Genomic DNA, 19,557 nt, shown 5'->3' on the forward strand with positions numbered 1-19,557 from the left:
ACGTGGCAGTTCGATGGTGGCACAATGTTCCCCCACTCGGGCAAAGTGGGAGTGCATGAAGCGGAAAACCGGTATCGATTTTCGACAGTGAACATGCGCAGATTGAGAGCCCCGGATGCCGTGAGAATGGCAGGAGGCCCAGCCACCCGGCCAGAGGAACGCATTCATGCGCAGCCAATCGTACAAGCAGAGCAATCGTGAACCGATGGCGTCCGACTTCGACGGCGGCGGTTTCGCTGGCCACCTGAAGATGGCGCAGCAGGCGCTGGCTACGTCTCCGGTGCGAAACATGTTGATCTGGCTTGGTATTTCGGTCTTCGCCGTTATCGTCGCCACGGCCCTGGGTCAGGTCTTGCTCAATCGCTGGAACAAGCCGTTCTTTGATGCGCTGGCGCGGCGTGACCTTCCCGAATTCCTGCACCAGCTGATGGTTTTTGCCGCCATTGCCAGCGGCCTGCTGGTGCTCAATGTTTCCCAGCAGTGGCTCAACCAGATGATCAGGCTCAAGCTGCGCGAGGGTCTGACACTCGACCTGATCAATGAGTGGCTGCGCCCGGGCCGTGCCTTCCGGCTGGCCAACGCAGGCGACGTAGGCGTCAATCCCGACCAGCGCATGCAGCAGGATGCCGGCCATCTCGCCGATCTCACCACCGACCTCGGCATTGGTCTGCTTCAAGCGTCGATCCTGCTTGCCTCCTTTGTCGGGGTGCTGTGGGGCCTTTCGGCCGGCTTCGTCTTCCACATCGGCGGTCATACATTCAGCATTCCCGGCTACATGGTCTGGGCGGTGATCCTCTATGCGGGTTCGGGGTCGTTGCTGAGTTGGCTCGTCGGGCGTCCGTTGATTGTACAAAACGCCGAACGCTATGCGCGCGAGGCCGAACTGCGCTTCTCGATGGTGCGCATCAACCAGAACATCGACGCGATCTCTTTGTCGCGCGGCGAAGCCGATGAAAAGCGCAGGCTCGAAACGGATCTCGCCGGTGTGTTGAATGCGCTGCGCCGGATCTTTGCCACGCAGATCAACCTTGGCTGGGTGACGAGCGGCTATGGCTGGCTCACCGTGGTAGCGCCCATCCTGGTGGCATCACCTGTCTATTTTGCCGGTGACATCAGCTTCGGCGGGCTGATGATGGCCGTCGGTGCCTTCAATCAGGTTCACGCCTCGCTGCGCTGGTTCATTGACAATGTCGGAGCGATTGCCGACTGGCGGGCGACCTTGATGCGGGTGACGGTCATCCGCAGCGTTCTGGTTTCGGCCGATGTGCTGCACCGGAAGGAGGGGCGCATCGAAGTCGCTGAAAGCCCCGATGGCAGCCTGGCCTTCGATCGGCTCGAGCTTGTCTCGCCGAGTGGCTGTACCAGGCTTTCGGAGGCGCAAATCCGGGTCAAGCCGGGCGAACGCGTGCTGATCGTCGGCGAGCCGGGCGCCGGCAAGACCTTGCTCTTCCGCGCGCTGGCGGGGCTGTGGCCCTGGGGGCGCGGCCGCATCGAGATTCCGGCCGGCAAGGAGATCGTCTTCCTGCCACGGCAGTCCTACGTGCCGCCCGGTACATTGCGCGAAGCGCTGGCCTATCCCACCGGCGATCGGCCGTTCAGCGACGCGGACTTTGCTGCGGCACTGCGCGCCGTGGGGCTTGAACGGCTGGTGTCGGCGCTCGACGGCACCGTGTCCTGGGCCGACGAACTCAGCAGCGATGATCTGTTGCTGGTGGCATTTGCCCGCCTCAGGCTGCACCGACCCGACTGGGTGATCATCGACGAGGCGTTCGACACGCTGGACAGTTCAGCGCACGGGATGGTTCGGGCGATGTTCGAGAGCGAACTGGCCAAGACGGGCGTCATCTACTTCAGCCCGGCGCGGCGTGATGGCGTGCTGTTCGACCGCACGGTGCAGCTTACCAAGGACAAGCGCGGGCCAACGCTCAGGCCTCCGCGCATCAAGGATCTGGCCAAGGCGCCCGGGGCGCACGACATGGCGACCTGAACCCGGCGGGTCTCAGGCGCCGTGCGAGCCTCGATCGGCTACTACTTCTTGCCGATGTTCTCCAGGTCGTAAGCCGTGGTCTGGTAGACCTGATTGATCCAGTTGCCGAAAAGCAGGTGTGCGTGCGAGCGCCAGCGGTTGAGCGGCCGGCGTTGCGGATCATCGTCAGGGTAGTATTCGTGGGGCACCGCAATCGGCACGCCGGCAGCCACATCGCGGTCGTACTCTTCCTTCAGCGAGGTCGAGTCGTATTCAATGTGGTTGAACATGTAGAGCCGGTTGCCGGCCTGCTCCGCGAGCAGGCTGGGGCCGGTTTCCTCCGATTCCATCAGCAGTTCCAGGCCGGACCCCTCCGGGATGTCGGCGGCGCGAACCTCGGTCCAGCGTGACACCGGGATGGCGAAGTCGTCCGAGAAGCCGGCGAGATAGGGGGACGCTGGCGCGTTGTTGTTGTGGCGGAATACGCCGAACGCCTTTTGATCGAGGGTGTGCTTGGGTACGCGATGGAAATGCCATGCGGCCGCCATCGCCCCCCAGCAGATGAAGAACGGCGAATGGACGTTGGTCGTCGTCCAGTCGAAGATCTGCTTGAGCTCGTCCCAATAGGTCACGTCTTCGAAGGGCAGCAGTTCCACCGGCGCACCAGTGATGATGAAGCCGTCGAATTTGCGGTCCTTTACCTCATCCCAGGTCTGGTAGAAGGAGATCAGATGGTCTTCGGACGTGTTCTTGGCCTTGTGCGTACCGATACGCACCAATGTCAGTTCCACCTGCAGCGGGCTGGCGCCGATCAGGCGAGCGATCTGGGTCTCTGTCCGCACCTTGTTGGGCATGAGGTTGAGCAGGCCGATCTGCAGCGGGCGGATATCCTGACGCAGGGCGGTCTGCTCGTCCATGACGGAGACGCCTTCTTTGACCAGCACTTCGCGGGCGGGAAGCTGATCGGGGATCTTGATCGGCACTGTGCGAACTCCAAAAACTAAAAAACCGGCATTGCAGTCGCAAAGCCGGTTTACGGATCGCAAACGGCCCTTTAGCGACTTGTTTAACGTGGCTGCAAGCCGACCGGCCAAATCACCACGGGTCTATGCCTAGCTCATACGCCTGGCAGCGGATTGCGTCAACAGCGACCCAAATACCCGGCCAGAGGGCCCGAATTTCGGGTTTTTCTCGACATTGCACGCCCTGGGCGGTATTCCCGCAGCGGCCTCCATTCCGAGGCGCCAATCCAGGATTTTCGACATGACCAAGGCACCTGAGCAGATTCGTCCCGAACCCCGCGCCGGCATCATGGACATCGCCGCCTATGTCCCCGGCAAGAGCGCAGCCCCTGCAGGCGTCGCCAAGGTCCATAAGCTGTCGTCGAACGAGAATCCGCTGGGCGCCTCGCCCCATGCCATCGAGGCGGTGAAGAAGCTTGCCGAGAAGATGGAGTATTATCCCGACGGGTCGGCGTTACGCCTGAGACAGGCGATTGCGGCGACCCATGGGCTCAACCCGGCCAATATCCTGTGCTTCAACGGTTCCGACGAGGTTCTAGGGCTGCTTTCGCAGAGCTACCTGTCGCCGGGCGACGAGGCCGTCTACACCGAGCACGGCTTCATGGTCTACAAGATCTACATCCAGGCTGCCGGTGCGACACCGGTCGTGGCCAAGGAGACCGCCGAGAAGGCCGATGTCGACAACATCATCGCCGCGCTGACGCCGAAGACCAAGATCGTCTTCCTCGCCAACCCCAACAACCCGACCGGCACCTATCTGCCGTTCGAGGAGGTGCGCCGGCTTCATGCGGCGCTGCCCAAGAACGTTCTTCTGGTGCTCGATGCGGCCTATGCCGAATATGTCCGCCGCAACGACTACGAGTCGGGTGTCGAACTGGTCGCGGCCAATGCGAACGTGGTGATGACCCGGACCTTCTCCAAGATCCACGGTCTTGGCGGCATGCGCATCGGCTGGGTCTACGCGCCGGCGCACGTCATCGAGGTGCTCGACCGCATGCGCGGCCCCTTCAACGTCAACGCGGCCGCCATCGAGGCCGGCGTCGCGGCGATGGAGGACCGCGCCCATGTCGAACGCACCGTGACGCATAATGCGCAGTGGGCGGAATGGCTGGTCAAGGAGTTCGAGGCGCTTGGCCTGCGTGTCACGCCGAGTGTCGGCAACTTCCTGCTCGTCCACTTCCCCGAAGATGGCAAACACACTGCTGCCGCAGCTGACGATTACCTTTCGGCGCGTGGTTATATCCTGCGCAGGGTGGCCGGCTACGGCTTCCCCAATGCGCTGCGCATGACCATCGGCACCGAAGAGGCCAATCGCGGCGTCGCCGCCGCTCTCACAGAATTCCTGAAAAGTTGAACCATGTCTGAACCGCTTTTTGACAAGATCGCCCTGATCGGCATCGGCCTGATCGGCTCATCGATCGCGCGGGTCATCCGCCGCGAGGGGCTGGCTCGCCACATCGCCATTTCGACGCGCAGCGCAGCCACGCTCGCCCGCGCCGAGGAACTTGGCCTCGGCGATAGCTACTCCACCGACGCCAAGGTTGCGGTGAAGGACGCCGACCTGGTCATCGTCTCGGTGCCGGTCGGCTCGTCTGGCGCGGTCGCCGAAGAGATAGCGTCGGCGCTCAAGCCTGGCGCCATCCTGACCGATGTCGGCTCGACCAAGGCCTCCGTCATTGCCCAGATGGCGCCGCATGTGCCCGAAGGCATCCACTTCATCCCCGGCCACCCGCTCGCGGGCACCGAAAAGTCGGGCCCCGACGCGGGCTTCGCCGATCTGTTCGAAAACCGCTGGTGCATCTTCACGCCGCTGCCGGGCACCGATCCGGCCGCGCTCGAGAAGTTGTCGGAGTTCTGGCGCCGCTGCGGCTCCAACATCGACACGATGGATCCGGAGCATCACGACATGACGCTCGCCATCGTTTCGCACCTGCCGCACATCATCGCCTACAACATCGTCGGCACCGCCGACGATCTAGAGGCGGTGACCAAGTCGGAAGTCATTAAATATTCGGCTTCCGGCTTCCGCGACTTCACCCGTCTCGCCGCCTCGGACCCGACCATGTGGCGCGACGTGTGTCTGCACAACAAGGACGCGATCCTCGAAATGCTGGCGCGCTTCTCCGAAGACCTCGCTTCACTGCAGCGGGCGATCCGCTGGGGCGACGGCGACAAGCTGTTCGAGATGTTCACACGCACCCGCGCCATCAGGCGCTCGATCATCGATGCGGGCCAGGAAGTCGATGCGCCGAACTTCGGTCGCCAGGCCGTCGAGCATCCGGTGAAAAGCTAGCGAGCAGGGAATAGCGAATAGGGAGTAGGGAGTAGGAAATAATGGCTTGTGTCCGCAGCTTAGGCTGGCATAGCCGCTATTCGCTATTCGCTATTCGCTATTCGCTATTCGCTATTCGCTATTCGCTATTCGCTATTCGCTATTCGCTATTCGCTATTCGCTATTCGCTATTCGCTCATCTTACCGCCGGCACCATGCCGAGCGGGATGAAGCCAAGCGTGGCCCGGCCCTTGACGATGCGCAGCGGCAGGCTAGGGGCGTTGCCGAGAATGGCGAGGCCAGACATGGCCGTCTCGATCTGCCTGCGCTGCTCTGGCATGGCTTCAGACAGGATCCGCGACAGTTCGCGCGGGTTCTGGACCGTCACCCTGAGATTGGCGTCCATCAGCCCGTCCTGGTCAATTGACCATGGGCCGCTGAGGGCAGCACCCGTGTTGCCGCCGGTCGTGAGCGTCAGCGAACGGATCGTGCCCGACTGGCCGCGCAGGCTGCGCTCTCCGCCTTTGACCACGCTCACGCCGTCCTTCAGCGATGCATCGGCGCTGCCGTCGAGCGGCGGCAACTTGCGGCCGCCAAGCGCCTGCTGGTCGATGACGAGCCCGGTGAAGGTGCCGGCGACGTCGATGTCCTGGCCGTTCGGGCGGAGATGCAATTGCGTCTCCTCGGCGGTGAAGAGGGGAACCGGCGAACGGTCGCTGAAGGAGGCTTCGCCGGTCAGCTTGCGGGTTTCCGCCGAAATCCGCTCGGGCAGCGGATTGGCGAGGCGCGCGCTGGCATGCAGGAGGTCCCAGTTGAACCGGATAGGCGGCAGATCCGGTGCCGTGACGGTGAGCGGCCCGTCGAGTTCGAGCACTGTGCGCATCGGCTGGTAGACTTGGGCCGCAGTGCGCAGGTTGCCGGCGCTGGCCGAAATGCGCATGTTGGAATTCTCATATTCCACCCGGTCGCAGAACAGGCCGATGCGGAAGGGGAAGCCGCGCACTGTCGGGTTGACGCAATCGGCCGCAACGCCGTTCTGGTTCAGCTTCGCGATCCTCTGCTGGACCTCCTGCTCGGCCCGACCGGCAAACCAGAACCAGCCGGCGCTGTAGCCACCGAACAGCAATACGATGAACAGCGCCAGCCACAGGAAGCGGCGGCGGGAGTAGGGTTGTGGCGCTTGGCTCGACGTCATGCTCAGACTCCCTTTACAGCGCCGTGTGTCAGATTTGACATGCTCGTTGGCGGCACCACGCATCATACTTCCGGAAAAACGATTCCGCTCTTCGGGCCGATGTTGTAACGCCAAAGACCCGCAAACCACCAACAGGCTTGGCGATATGGGCGATTTTTGGGTTTTTGGCTATGGCTCATTGATGTGGCGACCCGGCTTTGCCCATGTCGAGACGCGCCGCGCGCGGCTGATGGGCTTTCGCCGTTCGCTCTGCATCCGCTCCTGGGTCCATCGCGGTACCGAGCAGCGGCCCGGGCTGGTGCTCGGCCTCGACCGCGGCGGCTCCTGCGTCGGCCTCGCCTTCCGCGTTCCCGGCGACCTGCGCGACGAGGTCTTGGCCTATCTGCGCGAGCGCGAACTGGTCACGAACGTCTATCTCGAGCGGGCGCTGCGGATCAGGCTCGATGATGGCAATGTCGCCGAGGCGATCTGCTACATCGCCGACCGCAACCACCGCCAATATGCCGGCAATCTCGATGCCGCTCACGCAGCCGAGATCGTTTCAGGTGCAGCCGGCCAATCGGGCCGCAACGAGGACTATGTCGCCAGCACCGTCGAGCATTTGCGGGCGCTGGGTATCCGCGACCACTGGCTGGAGGAGGTGAGGCGGCTGGTCAGCTCGTCGGCTCTACGCCCAGTTCCCTGAGCCGCTTCACCGCCGTGGGGGGCATCGGCGGCGGGTTTTCGGACCGTGCGACCTCGATCAGGAATTCGTCGCAGGCTGCCTCGGTCTCGGCCACCAGGCGCTTCATGAACTCTTCCTTGTCGAGCCCGGCCGGGATCGGCTTGAGGAAGCGCGCCTTGATCGTGCCGGGATGGCGCAGGAACTTGCGGCGCGGCCAGTACAGGCCGGCGACATGGGCGACCGGCACCACCGGCAGGTTGAGCGCCGAATAGAGCTCGGCGATGCCCCATTTGTAGGCCGGCTCGTCGCCGGGCGCGCGGCGCGTGCCTTCCGGGTAGATGATCAGCTGGCGGTCGTTCTGCATTTCCTTGCGCGTCGCCACCACCACCGCCTTCAGCGCCACCGAGCGCTTGCCGCGATTGACCGGGATCATCTTCATCTTGGCGATGTACCAGCCAAAGACCGGGATCCACATCAGCTCGCGCTTGAGGATGTACAGCGGGTCGCGCAGGTAGGGGAAGAAGGCGATCGCATCCCAGAACGACTGGTGCTTCGGCGCCAGGATGAACGAACCTTCCGGCAGGTTCTCCATGCCGCTGATTTCGCTTTTCGTGCCGGCGATCTTTTCCTGAAGCCACAGGCTCGAGCGCGCCCAGAATTTCGGCACGAACCAGGCCCGGTGGCGCGGAGACAGGAAGTAATAGGGCGTCCAGAAGATCATCTGCACGACTAGGCTGACATAGAAGACGAAGTTGAACGTCAGCGACCGGATATAGAGCATCGTTTGTGGGGTGCCTGATGATGGAAGTTGCCGTTGGTTACACCAAGCGAGCGAAAAAGGAAAACGCCATGGCGAGCGACGCCCATTCGGATGTGTGCCGCGCTGTTGCGCTGCTTGGAGGCAAGCCTTACTCGGCTGCCTGCGCCTGAACCACCAGGTCGCCATCCGCTGTCGGCTTGACCGGCACGATGCCACGGGCAAGCGCCAGAAGATATTTGTTGTACTCGATGAACAGTACCCGCAGAGCCTTCGGCTTCGTCAGCCAGCCGCCATCGTCAAGCTTGGAATTGACGACCGGATAGGGCTCCAGGCTGGCGTGGCGCAACAGCCGCCCCATTTCCAGCAGGCTGCGCGGCATGTGATAGTTGTTGGTGACCAGGATTACGCGCTCATAGTCGTGGCTCTCGACCCATTTGGCGCTTTCTTCGGCGTTGCCGATCGTGTCGAGCGCGGCGCGGTCGATGTCGACACAGCAATCGAACAGTGTCGTGTCGCCCCGAGTGGCGAGCTGAAGCTGGCGTCGCGTTGCGGAGGGGTGGACGCCGCTGATCAGCAGGCGCTTGCCCTTGCCGGCCTTGAGCAGGTTGAGCGCTGCGTCGAGCCGCGACTGGCCCCCGGTCAGCACGATGATCGCGTCGGCCCTGGAGGGATTGGCGGGTGTGCTCAGGCCGCTGACATGCACCGCAAAGAGCGCGAACCCGCCGGCGAACACGAAGGCCGATATGAAAAGCACAAACAAAGTGCGGCGCAAGAAAACAAGTCTCCGGCGCGAGCGATGCCCGGCTGGGTAGTATCTTGGATCAGAAACCGTCCCCGATGCGGCGAGCGCGTTTTGTCCCATCACATCACTATGGTTAGGCATGAATTACGGCTTTTGCATTGCCGGATTATGCATATTAGATGACGTTTGGATACCATCCTTGATCAGATCCCGTCCGGTTGATGCGGATCGAGGTCATCGAGATAGGCGACAACGGTGAAATGCGAGGTCGCAGCCGTCAGCGCGCCGATCACCAGCACGATGATGGCAACGCCGAGATAGCCGCTTGCACCGATCGCGAAATTGCCGAAAAGCGCGGTCGCCTGGTCGGCCTGGGGCGTGGCAAGGTTGCGCGACGACCACCATGAAAAGGCGATGAAGACGATCACCGCGGCCAAACCGCCGGCGGCCGCGCCTTTCATTCCCGTCAGCAGGAAGTGGCGGCGGAATTCGCGGGCGATGAAGCGCGCTTCGGCGCCGACATAGTGCAGGACCTCGATGATATGGCCGTTGCCGGCCATCGCACCGCGTGTGGCGAAAATCACCGAAAGCACGGTCGCCGCCAGTATCAGCACCAGAACGCCCATGCCGATGGTGACGGTGGTGTGGGCCATTGCCACCAGCCGGTCGACCCAGGTGCGGTGGTCGTCGAGGCTCGCTGTCGGCACCTTGGGTGTGATGGCGGCGCGCATCGCCTCGAAATCGGGCGGACTGTTCTCGTCGATGGTGACGATCACCAGTCTCGGCACCGGCAGCTCATCGATGTTCAGGCCCGCACCCAGCCACGGCTCGAGCAGGCGGGTGGTGGCCTCGCGGTCTACGATCTTGGTACCGCGCACGCCAGCAAACTCGCTGGCGATGCGCGAGGCCGTCGCCAGTGCCGCCTCCATGTCGAGGCCATCGGCCGGCTTGACCTGGATCGTTGCCTCACGCGAGATCTGGTTCTCCCAGACCGAGGCGGTGTCGCGCACCAGCGTGACCGCGCCGAGCGTCAGGCAGGACAGGAAGGTCATGATCGCGATGACCAGCACCAGCGCCCGCCCGGCGACGTTCTGCGGCGGCACGATCGGCGTGACCTTGCGCCGCGCGCGCGGTGCCTGCTCCATGGCGGCATCGTCGAAACCGTCGTCGGGGGTGTGGCTGTCGGCAGGTTCGTCAGTCATAGATGTCGAGCCTCCCGCCCGCCAGGATCATGCGCCGGGCGTCGACCTGGTCCATCAGGGCAAGGTCGTGGGTGGCGATGACGACAGCGGTGCCAAGCCGGTTGAGCTCGATGAACAAGCGCAGCAGGCGGCGCGCCAGCGGTGGGTCGACATTGCCGGTCGGCTCGTCCGCGAGCAGGATCTCGGGCTGTTCGATCAGCGCGCGGGCAATTGCGGCGCGCTGTTTTTCGCCGCCTGATAGCACCGGTGGCAGCACATGCATGCGTTCGCCCAGGCCGACCCATTTGAGCAGTTCGATCACGTCGGTGCGGTAGCTCGCCTCCTCGCGCCCGCGCACGCGCAAGGGCAGCGCCACGTTCTCGTAGGTGGTCATGTGGTCGAGCAGGCGGAAGTCCTGGAACACGACACCGATCCGCCGCCGCAGCATTGGCAGTTCTGCGCGGGAGATGCGCGAGCGGTCCTTGCCGAAGACGCTGATCAGCCCGCGGGTCGGCTTGAGCGAGAGGAACAGCAGGCGAAGAAGGGTGGTCTTGCCGGCGCCCGACGGCCCGGTCAGAAACTGGAACGAACGCTCGGGGATCTGGAAGGAGATGTCACGCAGGATCTCCGGTCCCATTCCGTATCTGAGGCCGACATTTTCGAAACGGATCACGTGCTGCAGACCTTGGGTTTCAGATCCTGGAGATTTACCCGGACCCGGGTCGCCCGTCTCTACGAAACGACCATGGGTCCGCATGGTTAACAGTCAGTTAAGCTGCCAGCCAAATCCAGGCACAGAAACGCCCTACAGCATCGGTCCGAAAATCGGAATCGATTTTCGGAAAGCGCAGGCCCCGGTGGCGAAGCATTAACCATTTCCGTTTACCCCCTGTCGGCAAAATGTCTAAGGGGTCCGATGGCTGACGCTCGGAAAGCACGCCCGGTTTCCGGCGAAATCATGGCGGGGCCGGGCCGCGACACATCCGCCCAGTCATTGCGGCCGGATCCGGCCGACGTCATCGATGCCGATTTCGAGGTCGTGGCGCTATCGCGGCCGCGCGGCGAATCAACCGATGGACACAACCTACATTCCCGCCACAAGCCCACGGCCGGCGGCATGGACATGCTGCGCGCAATTACCCCGCAGCGCCCCTCGGTTGCCATGCGCGGCGGGCCGATCTTCTGGTTCGCCGGCATCTCCTTGGCGGCAATGGTCTTTTGGACTTCGGGCGGCCATGCCATCGTGCGCGCGGCAGCCTTTCCACGGGCCTGGCAGGCGTCTTCACTGCGCCTCGCCGACATCACTTCGCGCGTCGATGCCTCAGGCCACAGGTCCGTGCTGATCGTCGATGGAGCCGCGGTCAATGACGGTGACGTAGCGGCAGAGTTGCGTCCAATCGACATCTTCGTCGCCTCCGACGATGGCAAGACCATGCGCTACAGGCTGGGGACAGCGACGAGCCAAGTCGCGCCCGGTGCAAGATGGGCCTTTTCGAGCCGGCTCGAGGTGCCTATGAACGGGATAAAGACCGTCAAGGTCGTCTTCTCGGAATAGGATAATGCCATGCCAGTTGTGCGCGACAAGGAAATCGAGGTGCTGTTCTCCGCTTCGGCGATCGCGCGGCGCAATCTCGAACTCGCCAAGGACATCGCGGCGCATGATTACACCGACCTTCTGGTCATCTCCGTGCTCAAGGGCTCGTTCATCTTCGCCGCAGATCTGATCCGCGCCATGCACGATGTCGGCCTGTCGCCGGAAGTCGAGTTCATCTTCATCTCGAGCTACGGCGCCGGCACCACCAGCGGCGAGGTCCGCGTGCTGCGCGACATCGACAACGAGGTCAAGGGCCGCGACGTGTTGCTGATCGACGACATCCTCGAATCGGGCAAGACGCTGAAGTTCGCCAGCGAACTGATGATGTCGCGGGGCGCCAAGAGCTGCTCGATCGCCGTGCTGCTCGACAAGCGCATGCGCCGCCAGACCGACCTCAATGCCGACTATGTCGGCTTCGACTGCCCCGACTCCTTCGTCGTCGGCTACGGCATGGACGTCGCGCACGCCTTCCGCGAACTGCCCTTCGTCGGCGTGGTCAAGGGCGAGGCCTGATATTTTTTTGATGGCGGCCGGGCTCTGCTTTCAGGAATCGTCAACCAGTCGCGGCAAATATCGCCGCCATGGCAAAGCTTCTGATCGTTGAGGACGACGAGTCCGTCCGTACCCTTGCAGCCCGCGCGCTCGAGCGCGCCGGCCATACAGTCGATGTCGCCTGCGACGGCGCGGAGGGCTTGGAGGTCATCCATGCCGAAAGCGGCATCTACGACCTGATCGTCTCCGACATCCGCATGCCGGAGATGGACGGCATCGAGATGGCGCAGCATGCCGCGCGTGCCTATCCGGGACTGCCGATCCTCTTGATGACTGGTTATGCCGACCAGCGCGAACGCGCCGAGGAACTCGACGCGATCATCATCGATGTCGTGCAGAAGCCGTTCACGCTGGCCGACATACGCGACCGGGTTTCGCTGGCGCTGGCTCGCTCCGTTCAGTCGACCGAGGCTTTCGCCGGCACAGCTTGAAGCCTGCGCCCGCCGGCATTCAGGGCGAAGATACCTGCCCCGACGATCAGCAGCGCGCCAAGCAGCGTGCCGCTGTCAGGAACCTCGGCGAAGAACAGGAAGCCCCAAAGCGGGGCCCATAGCAGCCCCGTATATTCGAATGTGGCGGCCTTGTTGGCGGGCGCCAGCCGATACGCCTGGCCGAGCAGGACCATGCCGGCGGCGGCGATGACGCCGCAAGCGCCCATCATCAGGAAGTCGCGCAGGCTAGGCCACACCCAGGGCCGCGTCAGGAAATCGAGGCTGGGATGGCCGGCATGATGGAAGTCGGCCGCTGAAAGCAGGGCGGTGACCGCGACCGCGCCGACCAGATAGGCGGCGTTCTGGTAGAACGCCATGGTCGTCGCACTTTCGGATACGCCTATCTTGCGCGCCATCAACTGGGAAAAGCTGTAGAGCCAGGCCGAACCCAGCGCCAGCAACGCGGCCCATTCGAAGATCCCGGCGCTGGGATTGACCATGACGATCACCCCCACCAGCCCGACCGAGCCGGCGGCGAGGCTCTGCCACGGCACCCTTTCGCCGAGATAGGGTCCGGCCATGGTCAGGATGATCAGCGGCGCCATGAAGAACAGCGCGGCTACGTCGGCGATCGGCAGGGCCGGGATCGCCAGGTAGTAGGCGCAATAGGAAACGAACAGGATCGCCGAACGGGCGACCAGGAAGCGCCAGTTGGTAGAGACGAGCGCGCGCAGGCCGACATCACGATGGACAAGCACAAGCAGGATCGGCAGGGACACGACGGCGCGGATCAACAGGGCCTGGCTCACCGGGTAGGTGCCGGCGACAGCTTTGATCAATGCGTCCTGGAGCGAAAACACTGCGATGCCCAGGCACAGGCAAAGGATGCCGCTTAAAGTTCTGTTCTGTGTGATTTGCATGGCCGTCTGATTGGTTCGGGTACTGACTGTACCGATCTGCAATACCGGACCGGAAACGGACAGCGCCTGGTTTCTGGTCCTGCTAGGCCAGCGTTAGTGCATGACCCCGAAAATCGGAATCGATTTTCAGAAAGGATCATGCACAAATTCAAAGTGCTACAGCGTCCTTTGCGCGTCCAAAGGGACGCGCGGCGCTGCAGCCCCAAAAAAAAGCCCGCCGTGAATTCGCGGCGGGTGAAGAAAGGACGGTAATTACCAGTCCGTAGCCGCATCAAGCGACCACCTTCCAATGGGTGACCGGACTATCGGTTGGAGTTTGACACGAAGCAAACGAATAGGAATGATGACAGGCATCAGAATTTCTGATGCCCTACGGGGAAGGCCATGACCGTCCGTCTCGACAGCGACCTTTTGCGAACCTTCCTGGCGGTGGCCGAAAGCGGCAATGTCACCCGCGCGGCCCAGCGGGTGGGGCGCACACAGTCGGCAATCAGCATGCAGATCAGGCGCCTTGAGGACATGGTCGGCGAGGCGCTCTTCGAGCGCTGCCCGCGCGGCGTGAAGCTGACGCGGCGTGGCGGTGACCTTGTCGAAAACGCGCGACAGATCATCGATCTGCTCGATGAAACGGCCTTTTCGATGCGCGGGCCGCAGCTAGGCGGGCCGGTGCGGATCGGTCTGCCGGAGGAGTATGGGCAGCCCGTCCTGTCGCGCGCGCTCGGGGCCTTCGCCAAGCGCCATTCCCAGGTCGAAGTGACCGTCAGGTTCGGCTACTCGGTGTCGCAGCTTACAGCGCTTGCCGCGGGAGAGCTTGATATGGCTGTGGTTTTCGAATGGCAGCAGCCATCCGGCGCCGAAGTGTTGACGCACGAACCCACGGTCTGGGTCACTTCCACGCAACACAGGCTGCATGACGAACGGCCGCTGCCGATCGCGATCTATGGACGCGATGGCTGGTGTCGCGACTATGTGCTGGCTTCGCTCGAACGGCGGGGCATCGACTACCGTTTCGCCTACACGAGCGAAAGCACCAACGGCCTCATCCTGGCCGTCAACGCCGGACTTGCCGTAGCACCCATCGCGCGCTCCAACATCCCCGCCGATTGCCGAGAACTCACCGAGGCGGACGGCTTTGGACTGATCGATTCGACGCGGGTCGTCCTGCACCGCAATCCGCGTTCCACCAGCGAGGCGGTCGACGTCATGGCCGATGCGATCCGCGAGGCTTTCCATCAGCGGCGCTGATTGCTGGACCAATTGATTTCCATGCGATTGATCCTGACAAAGGGCTGTCAGGAGCCGCGTGATAGCTTTCAAGGACGGCCAAACGGAGAGGAAATATGATCACCTTCTACCATGCGCCCTGGTCGCGCTCGTCGACGATTCTATGGCTTCTGGAAGAACTCGGCGCGCCCTACCGGATCGAGCATGTCGACATTCGCGCGGCCGGTGGCGTGCCGGAGGACTATCGCTCGATCCAGCCCAACAAGAAGGTGCCGGCAATCGACCATGACGGCGTGGTGGTGACGGAACGGGCGGCGATCTGTTCCTATCTCTGCGACGCTTTTCCTGAGGCTGGCCTCGCCCCCGCCATCGGCTCGCCGATGCGCGCGCCATATCTGACCTGGCTGGTCTATGCCGATTCGATCTTCGATCCGGTGCTCGCCGCCAAGGCCCACGGCCACGAGTTCATGGGCGGCGGCTATTCCTACGGTTCATTCTCGGAGATGATCGCCAATCTCGAGCGCACCCTGTCGTCGCGGCCCTACATCGCGGGTGATCGCTTCACGGCGGCCGACACGCAGATCGGCGGAGGCATGAACTATGCGGCCAAGGTGCTGCGCATTCTTCCCGACAAGCCGGTGTTTGCGGAATACCTCGAGCGGCTCGCCGCCCGGCCCGCCTTCAAGCGCTCCGCCGAGAAGGATTTCGAGTTGGCCCGACAGGCCGGGATGGTCAAACCTGCCTGAGGCAGCCCCAACGGGTCGCCTCCGCATAGTAGACGCTACAACTATTGCTGCTTCAGCAGCCGCTCCAGGTACTGGCGCTCGAGATCCGGGCTGAGTGCATTGCCGAGCCGCTTGCGGATCGCATCAAGGATCTGGCGCGCGCGCTGGACGTCGATCTCGTCGGGAACCTTGACGGAATCGCCGAAGTCGGGGCCGGTCGTGGCGCGCGGCCGGCCGAGCGGGTCGCGGTCGGCGCTCTGGCTGCGGCCGCCCTGGCCGCTGCCGCCCTCTTCGCCCTGCATGGCCTGCAACTGCTGCATCATGTCCTGGGCGCCGTTGCGCAGCGCTTCGAGCGCGCGGCCCTGGTGGCCGACGGCGCGGTCGCCTTCGCCCTTGCCCAGCGCCCCTTCGGCCTGTTTCATCGATTTGCCGGCCTGGCCAAAACCTTCGCCCGGCTTGATGCCGAGCCCCTCGAGCCCCTTCATCAGCCCTTCGAGGTCCTTTTCAAGCTTCCCCTGGCCCTGCTGCAATTGCTTCAGCGCGTCGGCGAATTCCTCGGGCGTCATCGGCTTGCCCTGCTGGCCCTGTGGTTGCTGCTGCTGGCCCTGTTGGCCATCCTCACCGAACGGGTCGGTCTGGCCCTGCTGCCCCCCACGCTGCATCTGGTCCATGCGGAAGGTCTCGTTCATCATCTCCTGCTGGCGCCGCATGATCTCGCCGAGCTTGTCCATCTGCTGGCGCAGTTCGGAATTCTGCTGGCCTTGCTGGCCCTGCTGCTGCCGGCCGGCCTGCAGATTGTTCATCATCTCCTGCAACTGCGACAGCATCTCGCGCGCCTGGTCGCGGTTGCCCGATTTCGCCAGGTTCTCGATCTGGTCGAGCATGCGTTGCAGGTCGCTCTGGCGCAACTCCTGGCCAGGGGAAGGCATCTGCGCGTTCTGCTGGTTTTGCTGGCGCTGGGCGAACTCGCGCAGGAAGTTGTCCATCGCGGCGCGCAACTCGCTCATCAGCTTGTCGATTTCCTGGTCGCTCGCCCCGCGTTCCAGCGCGTCCTGCAACGCCTGCTGGGCCTGGCGCAGGCGTTTCTCCGCCACCGACAGGTTGCCGTCCTCGATGCCGAGCGCCACCTGCCAGAGATAGGAGACGACCTCGCGCAACTGGTCGTCGGAGCGGGCCATCTGGAGGCGTGTGCGCGCGCTCATCAGCGCCAGATAGTTCGAGAGGTTGTCGATCGTGTCCTCGGGTCGGAGCGTGATCGCATCCATCAGGTCGAGCACGCGACGCTTGGCGTTGGCGTCGAGGCCGAGCAGCCGGCGCTGCTCGATCACCGCCCGCGCGAGCGGATTGGTGAACGGCCGTTCGGGCAGGATGAAGGTCTTGGTCTCGCTCTTGGCTGCCTGCCCAGCGTCGTCTGTCGCATGCAGGGTGAGCTCAACGGGGGCGCCGGCCCAGACATGCTCGGTCAGGTCACGATTTGTCTTGACCGGCTTGTCGGCCGCCGCCCGGCGCGGCAACGCCAGCGGCATCTCCGGAGCGGCATAGAGCGGGCGGGCATCAGGTGGTTGCTGATCGGCAAGGGCGAATTCGGACTTGGCGGAGGCCGCGCCATAGTCGTCCTCGATCTGGTAGCTCAGCTCCAGGGTGCCGTTGGCCGCGCGCTTGGGCTCGCCTACGAAGCGGATCGTCGGAGGGTTGTCGGGAACGATGGCGAAAGCCCAACTGCCCAGATCGTCCGCGCCTGACTTCAAGGTCAGCGTGCCTGGGGTAGTCAGCTTGTCGGCAAACTGCCGCACGGCCACTGCAGGGCTGGTTGAAACGGGCTTGACTGCGCCGGCGCTGTTCGGCTCAATGTCGCGCGCTTCGCCCTCGGCGCCCGCAAAAGCGAGCGTTTCCTCGCCGGTGCCGCCGGTCACGCGCAGCGACAATTCGCTGCCCTCGGGCACGGTGATGACGGGTGCTTCGCGGCTGGCATCGGCGGTCAGGAAGATCGGTGCCTTGCCGGTATAGGTCGGAGGTGTCACCCAGGCGTCGATGCGCGGCGGGATGGCGTCCTTGGCAGCATGAGCCCGAAAGGCATCGCCGATCCGTCCGCCCATCGGTCCGAAGGAGAAGGTGAAGGCGCAGACGAATAGCAGGGCCACGGCGGCGCGTAGCGCCCACGGATCGCGCTCCGGCACGCCCGTGCGCGGAAGGTCGCCGCCGAGCGCCCCAAGGCTCGCGGCCATGCGCTTCTGGTGCTCGCGCCACAGCGCGTCGGCGAAATTGTCTGGTTTGCCCGAGGGGCGGTCGGTCTGCGCCTGCACCGGTGTATGCTCGAGCGCGTTGGCCTGCTCGAGGCGGCTGTCGATCTCGGACCATGTCGGCAGGCGGAAGAAACGCAGCGGATAGAGCGAAGCCAACCCGGCCAGCCCGAAGGCGATGGCAAGTACCAGCCGTGCCATATCGGGCAGAAGCCGGAACAGGCCAAGCCACGACAGGCTCAGGAACAGGCCGGCAACGACGAGGATCGGCAGCACCAGCGGCCAGCCGCGCTCGATCACCATGGCCGTGCCGATGGCGAGCCGCGTCCTGCCCAGATGGGCGTTGACGTCGCGAGGCAGCGCTGTTCGGGTGCGTTCCGTCATCGGCCCTTCCGCTGGGCGGCGCGGGATGCGGCCACCTGCCTTTGGCAGAATACCATCAATCACGGCGAAGGCGAGGCGATCCACACAATCGTGAAGCCTTCAGCGCTTGTCGCACGGTCGTAACCTTACTCGCGCTGGGGTCAGGCGAGCCAGTCGGGCACCGAATCCAGCCCGATCAGTTCCTCATAGGTCTGGCGCTGGCGCACGACGTGGAAGCGGTCGCCGTCGACCAGAACTTCCGGCACCAACGGCCGCGTGTTGTAGGTTCCGGCCTGAACGGCGCCATAGGCGCCTGCGGTGCTGACGGCGATCAGGTCGCCCGCTTTAAGGCGCGGCAGGTCGCGGTCGAGGCCGAGATAGTCGCCGGTCTCGCAGACCGGGCCGACGATGTCGACCGTCATGCGCGGGGCGTTGGCAGGCGCCTGCACCACCGGGCGGATGTCGTGGAAGGCGTCGTAGAGCGTCGGGCGGATCAGGTCGTTCATCGCCGCATCGACGATGAGGAAGTTCTTGGCGTCGCCTTCTTTCACGAAGATCACTTCGGAAACGAGGATGCCGGCATTGCCGACGATCAGCCGGCCCGGCTCGAACATCACCTTGAGGCCGAGCTTGCCGACATGCTTGTGCACGATCTGGGCATAGGCGTCAGGCAGGGGCGGCGGCGAATTGTCGGTCTTGTAGGGAATGCCGAGCCCGCCACCGAGATCGACATGCTCGATGGCATGACCGTCGGCCTTGAGCGTGGCGACCAGTTCGACCAGCAGCGCAAAAGCGTCGTCGAAGGGCTGCAGTTCGGTGATCTGGCTGCCGATATGCATGTCGATGCCAGCGACCTTGAGCCCGGGCAGCGCAGCTGCACGGGCATAGACCTCGCGCGCCCGCTTGAGCGGAATGCCGAACTTGTTTTCGGCGAGGCCGGTCGAGATCTTCTTGTGCGTCTTGGCATCGACATCGGGATTGATGCGCAGCGACACGGGTGCTGTCTTGCCATTGGCCACCGCGCGCGCTGACAGAAGTTCGAGCTCAGGCTCGGATTCGACGTTGAAGCACAAAATACCGGCCTGCAGCGCGAAATCCATCTCGCGGGCGGTCTTGCCGACGCCGGAGAATACGATCTTCTTCGCCGGGATGCCGGCGGCGAGCGCGCGTCGCATCTCGCCTTCCGAGACCACGTCGGCGCCGGCGCCGAGCCGGGCCAGCGTGCGCAGCACCGCCTGGTTGGAATTGGCCTTGAGCGCGTAGCAGACGAGCGCGTCGAGATCGGCGAAGGCCTTGGCAAAGACCTCGAAGTGGCGCGTCAGCGTCGCCGTTGAGTAGCAGTAGAACGGCGTGCCGACTGCAGCGGCGATGTCGGTCAGCGCCACGTCTTCGGCGTGGAGGACGCCGTTACGGTAGTCGAAATGGTTCACGGCAGTTAGCTTTCGAAAGGCGGGGTGCAGCTCAGATCAGCGGATCGAGGACGAAGGGCTTGTCCGCAACCGGTTTCTGCGGCTCCGGCCCGACAGGCTGGCCGGCCTTCTGCGCGTCCTTGTGCGCCTGCACGGCGGCATCATAGGGCGTATCGAGGTCGCCCTTGCGCCCACAGGCCGAAACCGCGCCAACCGCCGCGATCAGCCCGAGCGTCACCAAAATCCTGCCAGCGGTCATGAGCCATCCGTCCGAGAAAATTTCCCCGCCGCTTGTAG

20 protein-coding genes and 1 riboswitch are annotated in these 19,557 nt (G+C 63.9%); of the genes, 10 read left to right on the top strand and 10 right to left on the bottom strand.

Annotated elements, in window-relative coordinates:
• Positions 1-166: 166 nt before the first annotated feature.
• Positions 167-1,987 (top strand): ABC transporter ATP-binding protein/permease, encoded by a 1,821-nt coding sequence (locus ABSY17_RS06565; protein ID WP_378948236.1) that lies wholly within the window; start codon positions 167-169, stop codon positions 1,985-1,987.
• A 41-nt stretch (positions 1,988-2,028) separates the two neighbouring features.
• Here the strand turns inward: ABSY17_RS06565 and metA are convergent, their stop codons facing one another.
• Positions 2,029-2,949, bottom strand: coding sequence for a homoserine O-succinyltransferase (gene metA / locus ABSY17_RS06570; protein ID WP_378948239.1), 921 nt, complete (start codon positions 2,947-2,949; stop codon positions 2,029-2,031).
• A gap of 51 nt (positions 2,950-3,000) precedes the next feature.
• Positions 3,001-3,078: riboswitch (SAM riboswitch) on the bottom strand.
• A gap of 151 nt (positions 3,079-3,229) precedes the next feature.
• Here metA and hisC point away from each other — a divergent pair.
• Positions 3,230-4,342, top strand: a complete 1,113-nt coding sequence (gene hisC, locus ABSY17_RS06575; RefSeq protein ID WP_378948242.1) for a histidinol-phosphate transaminase — start codon at positions 3,230-3,232, stop codon at positions 4,340-4,342.
• A gap of 3 nt (positions 4,343-4,345) precedes the next feature.
• Positions 4,346-5,281 (top strand): prephenate/arogenate dehydrogenase family protein, encoded by a 936-nt coding sequence (locus ABSY17_RS06580; RefSeq protein WP_378948245.1) that lies wholly within the window; start codon positions 4,346-4,348, stop codon positions 5,279-5,281.
• A 175-nt stretch (positions 5,282-5,456) separates the two neighbouring features.
• On the opposite strand, the gene ABSY17_RS06585 is transcribed toward ABSY17_RS06580, so the two are convergent.
• Positions 5,457-6,455: a DUF2125 domain-containing protein gene (locus ABSY17_RS06585; RefSeq protein WP_378948247.1), complete on the bottom strand. Its 999-nt coding sequence runs from the start codon at positions 6,453-6,455 to the stop codon at positions 5,457-5,459.
• 145 nt (positions 6,456-6,600) lie between these two features.
• Here ABSY17_RS06585 and ABSY17_RS06590 point away from each other — a divergent pair, with 145 nt between their 5' ends.
• A complete protein-coding gene (locus ABSY17_RS06590) occupies positions 6,601-7,140 on the top strand; it encodes a gamma-glutamylcyclotransferase (protein ID WP_378948250.1) in 540 nt (179 codons plus the stop codon).
• Here ABSY17_RS06590 and ABSY17_RS06595 read toward each other — a convergent pair.
• On the bottom strand, positions 7,109-7,900 hold the full coding sequence (locus ABSY17_RS06595) for a lysophospholipid acyltransferase family protein (RefSeq protein WP_378948253.1): 792 nt from the start codon (positions 7,898-7,900) through the stop codon (positions 7,109-7,111). The genes ABSY17_RS06590 and ABSY17_RS06595 overlap by 32 nt on opposite strands.
• A gap of 17 nt (positions 7,901-7,917) precedes the next feature.
• On the opposite strand from ABSY17_RS06595, the gene ABSY17_RS06600 reads away from it, so the two are divergent.
• A complete protein-coding gene (locus ABSY17_RS06600) occupies positions 7,918-8,049 on the top strand; it encodes a hypothetical protein (RefSeq protein ID WP_378948256.1) in 132 nt (43 codons plus the stop codon).
• Here ABSY17_RS06600 and ABSY17_RS06605 read toward each other — a convergent pair.
• The 3 genes from ABSY17_RS06605 to ftsE all read right to left on the bottom strand — a co-directional run bounded on the left by ABSY17_RS06605 (position 8,028) and on the right by ftsE (position 10,475).
• A complete protein-coding gene (locus tag ABSY17_RS06605; RefSeq protein WP_378952486.1) occupies positions 8,028-8,741 on the bottom strand; it encodes a YdcF family protein in 714 nt (237 codons plus the stop codon). The genes ABSY17_RS06600 and ABSY17_RS06605 overlap by 22 nt on opposite strands.
• 83 nt (positions 8,742-8,824) lie before the next feature.
• A complete protein-coding gene (locus tag ABSY17_RS06610) occupies positions 8,825-9,823 on the bottom strand; it encodes a cell division protein FtsX (RefSeq protein WP_378948258.1) in 999 nt (332 codons plus the stop codon).
• Positions 9,816-10,475: a cell division ATP-binding protein FtsE gene (gene ftsE, locus ABSY17_RS06615; protein ID WP_378948261.1), complete on the bottom strand. Its 660-nt coding sequence runs from the start codon at positions 10,473-10,475 to the stop codon at positions 9,816-9,818. Before ftsE ends, ABSY17_RS06610 begins: the two co-directional genes overlap by 8 nt.
• 243 nt (positions 10,476-10,718) lie before the next feature.
• Here ftsE and ABSY17_RS06620 point away from each other — a divergent pair, with 243 nt between their 5' ends.
• The 3 genes from ABSY17_RS06620 (at position 10,719) to ABSY17_RS06630 (ending at position 12,379) form a co-directional block, all read left to right on the top strand.
• The gene (locus ABSY17_RS06620; RefSeq protein ID WP_378948264.1) at positions 10,719-11,357 is read left to right on the top strand and encodes a hypothetical protein; all 639 of its coding nucleotides are present in this window, start codon (positions 10,719-10,721) and stop codon (positions 11,355-11,357) included.
• A gap of 9 nt (positions 11,358-11,366) precedes the next feature.
• Positions 11,367-11,909 carry a hypoxanthine phosphoribosyltransferase gene (gene hpt / locus ABSY17_RS06625; protein WP_378948267.1) on the top strand — a complete coding sequence of 181 codons (543 nt, stop codon included), beginning with the start codon at positions 11,367-11,369 and terminating at the stop codon, positions 11,907-11,909.
• A gap of 68 nt (positions 11,910-11,977) precedes the next feature.
• On the top strand, positions 11,978-12,379 hold the full coding sequence (locus tag ABSY17_RS06630) for a response regulator (protein ID WP_378948269.1): 402 nt from the start codon (positions 11,978-11,980) through the stop codon (positions 12,377-12,379).
• Here the strand turns inward: ABSY17_RS06630 and ABSY17_RS06635 are convergent.
• Positions 12,346-13,299 (bottom strand): DMT family transporter, encoded by a 954-nt coding sequence (locus ABSY17_RS06635; RefSeq protein ID WP_378948271.1) that lies wholly within the window; start codon positions 13,297-13,299, stop codon positions 12,346-12,348. The genes ABSY17_RS06630 and ABSY17_RS06635 overlap by 34 nt on opposite strands.
• 384 nt (positions 13,300-13,683) lie before the next feature.
• Here ABSY17_RS06635 and ABSY17_RS06640 point away from each other — a divergent pair, with 384 nt between their 5' ends.
• The gene (locus tag ABSY17_RS06640) at positions 13,684-14,544 is read left to right on the top strand and encodes a LysR family transcriptional regulator (protein ID WP_378948273.1); all 861 of its coding nucleotides are present in this window, start codon (positions 13,684-13,686) and stop codon (positions 14,542-14,544) included.
• Between the two features lie 95 nt (positions 14,545-14,639).
• Positions 14,640-15,269, top strand: a complete 630-nt coding sequence (locus ABSY17_RS06645) for a glutathione S-transferase family protein (RefSeq protein WP_378948275.1) — start codon at positions 14,640-14,642, stop codon at positions 15,267-15,269.
• A gap of 41 nt (positions 15,270-15,310) precedes the next feature.
• Here ABSY17_RS06645 and ABSY17_RS06650 read toward each other — a convergent pair whose 3' ends face one another.
• The 3 genes from ABSY17_RS06650 to ABSY17_RS06660 form a co-directional block, all read right to left on the bottom strand.
• On the bottom strand, positions 15,311-17,872 hold the full coding sequence (locus tag ABSY17_RS06650) for a TIGR02302 family protein (RefSeq protein ID WP_378948277.1): 2,562 nt from the start codon (positions 17,870-17,872) through the stop codon (positions 15,311-15,313).
• A 140-nt stretch (positions 17,873-18,012) separates the two neighbouring features.
• Complete coding sequence (lysA, locus tag ABSY17_RS06655) at positions 18,013-19,281, bottom strand: diaminopimelate decarboxylase (RefSeq protein ID WP_378948279.1); 1,269 nt, start codon at positions 19,279-19,281, stop codon at positions 18,013-18,015.
• A gap of 31 nt (positions 19,282-19,312) precedes the next feature.
• Positions 19,313-19,519, bottom strand: a complete 207-nt coding sequence (locus ABSY17_RS06660; protein ID WP_378948281.1) for a lipoprotein — start codon at positions 19,517-19,519, stop codon at positions 19,313-19,315.
• Positions 19,520-19,557: the final 38 nt, after the last annotated feature.

It is taken from the genome of Mesorhizobium sp. ANAO-SY3R2, from assembly GCF_042466635.1.
Classification (GTDB): Bacteria; Pseudomonadota; Alphaproteobacteria; order Rhizobiales; family Rhizobiaceae; genus Aminobacter.

Bases quoted from the DNA above. Each gene is read 5' to 3' on its own strand.
- ABSY17_RS06565 (WP_378948236.1), top strand. From the start codon at position 167: ATGCGCAGCCAATCGTACAAGCAGAGCAATCGTGAACCGATGGCGTCC.
- hisC (WP_378948242.1), top strand. From the start codon at position 3,230: ATGACCAAGGCACCTGAGCAGATTCGTCCCGAACCCCGCGCCGGCATC.
- ABSY17_RS06580 (WP_378948245.1), top strand. From the start codon at position 4,346: ATGTCTGAACCGCTTTTTGACAAGATCGCCCTGATCGGCATCGGCCTG.
- ABSY17_RS06585 (WP_378948247.1), bottom strand. From the start codon at position 6,455: ATGACGTCGAGCCAAGCGCCACAACCCTACTCCCGCCGCCGCTTCCTG.
- ABSY17_RS06590 (WP_378948250.1), top strand. From the start codon at position 6,601: ATGGGCGATTTTTGGGTTTTTGGCTATGGCTCATTGATGTGGCGACCC.
- ABSY17_RS06595 (WP_378948253.1), bottom strand. From the start codon at position 7,900: ATGCTCTATATCCGGTCGCTGACGTTCAACTTCGTCTTCTATGTCAGC.
- ABSY17_RS06600 (WP_378948256.1), top strand. From the start codon at position 7,918: ATGATGGAAGTTGCCGTTGGTTACACCAAGCGAGCGAAAAAGGAAAAC.
- ABSY17_RS06605 (WP_378952486.1), bottom strand. From the start codon at position 8,741: ATGGGACAAAACGCGCTCGCCGCATCGGGGACGGTTTCTGATCCAAGA.
- ABSY17_RS06610 (WP_378948258.1), bottom strand. From the start codon at position 9,823: ATGACTGACGAACCTGCCGACAGCCACACCCCCGACGACGGTTTCGAC.
- ABSY17_RS06620 (WP_378948264.1), top strand. From the start codon at position 10,719: ATGGCTGACGCTCGGAAAGCACGCCCGGTTTCCGGCGAAATCATGGCG.
- hpt (WP_378948267.1), top strand. From the start codon at position 11,367: ATGCCAGTTGTGCGCGACAAGGAAATCGAGGTGCTGTTCTCCGCTTCG.
- ABSY17_RS06630 (WP_378948269.1), top strand. From the start codon at position 11,978: ATGGCAAAGCTTCTGATCGTTGAGGACGACGAGTCCGTCCGTACCCTT.
- ABSY17_RS06635 (WP_378948271.1), bottom strand. From the start codon at position 13,299: ATGCAAATCACACAGAACAGAACTTTAAGCGGCATCCTTTGCCTGTGC.
- ABSY17_RS06640 (WP_378948273.1), top strand. From the start codon at position 13,684: ATGACCGTCCGTCTCGACAGCGACCTTTTGCGAACCTTCCTGGCGGTG.
- ABSY17_RS06645 (WP_378948275.1), top strand. From the start codon at position 14,640: ATGATCACCTTCTACCATGCGCCCTGGTCGCGCTCGTCGACGATTCTA.
- ABSY17_RS06650 (WP_378948277.1), bottom strand. From the start codon at position 17,872: ATGACGGAACGCACCCGAACAGCGCTGCCTCGCGACGTCAACGCCCAT.
- ABSY17_RS06660 (WP_378948281.1), bottom strand. From the start codon at position 19,519: ATGACCGCTGGCAGGATTTTGGTGACGCTCGGGCTGATCGCGGCGGTT.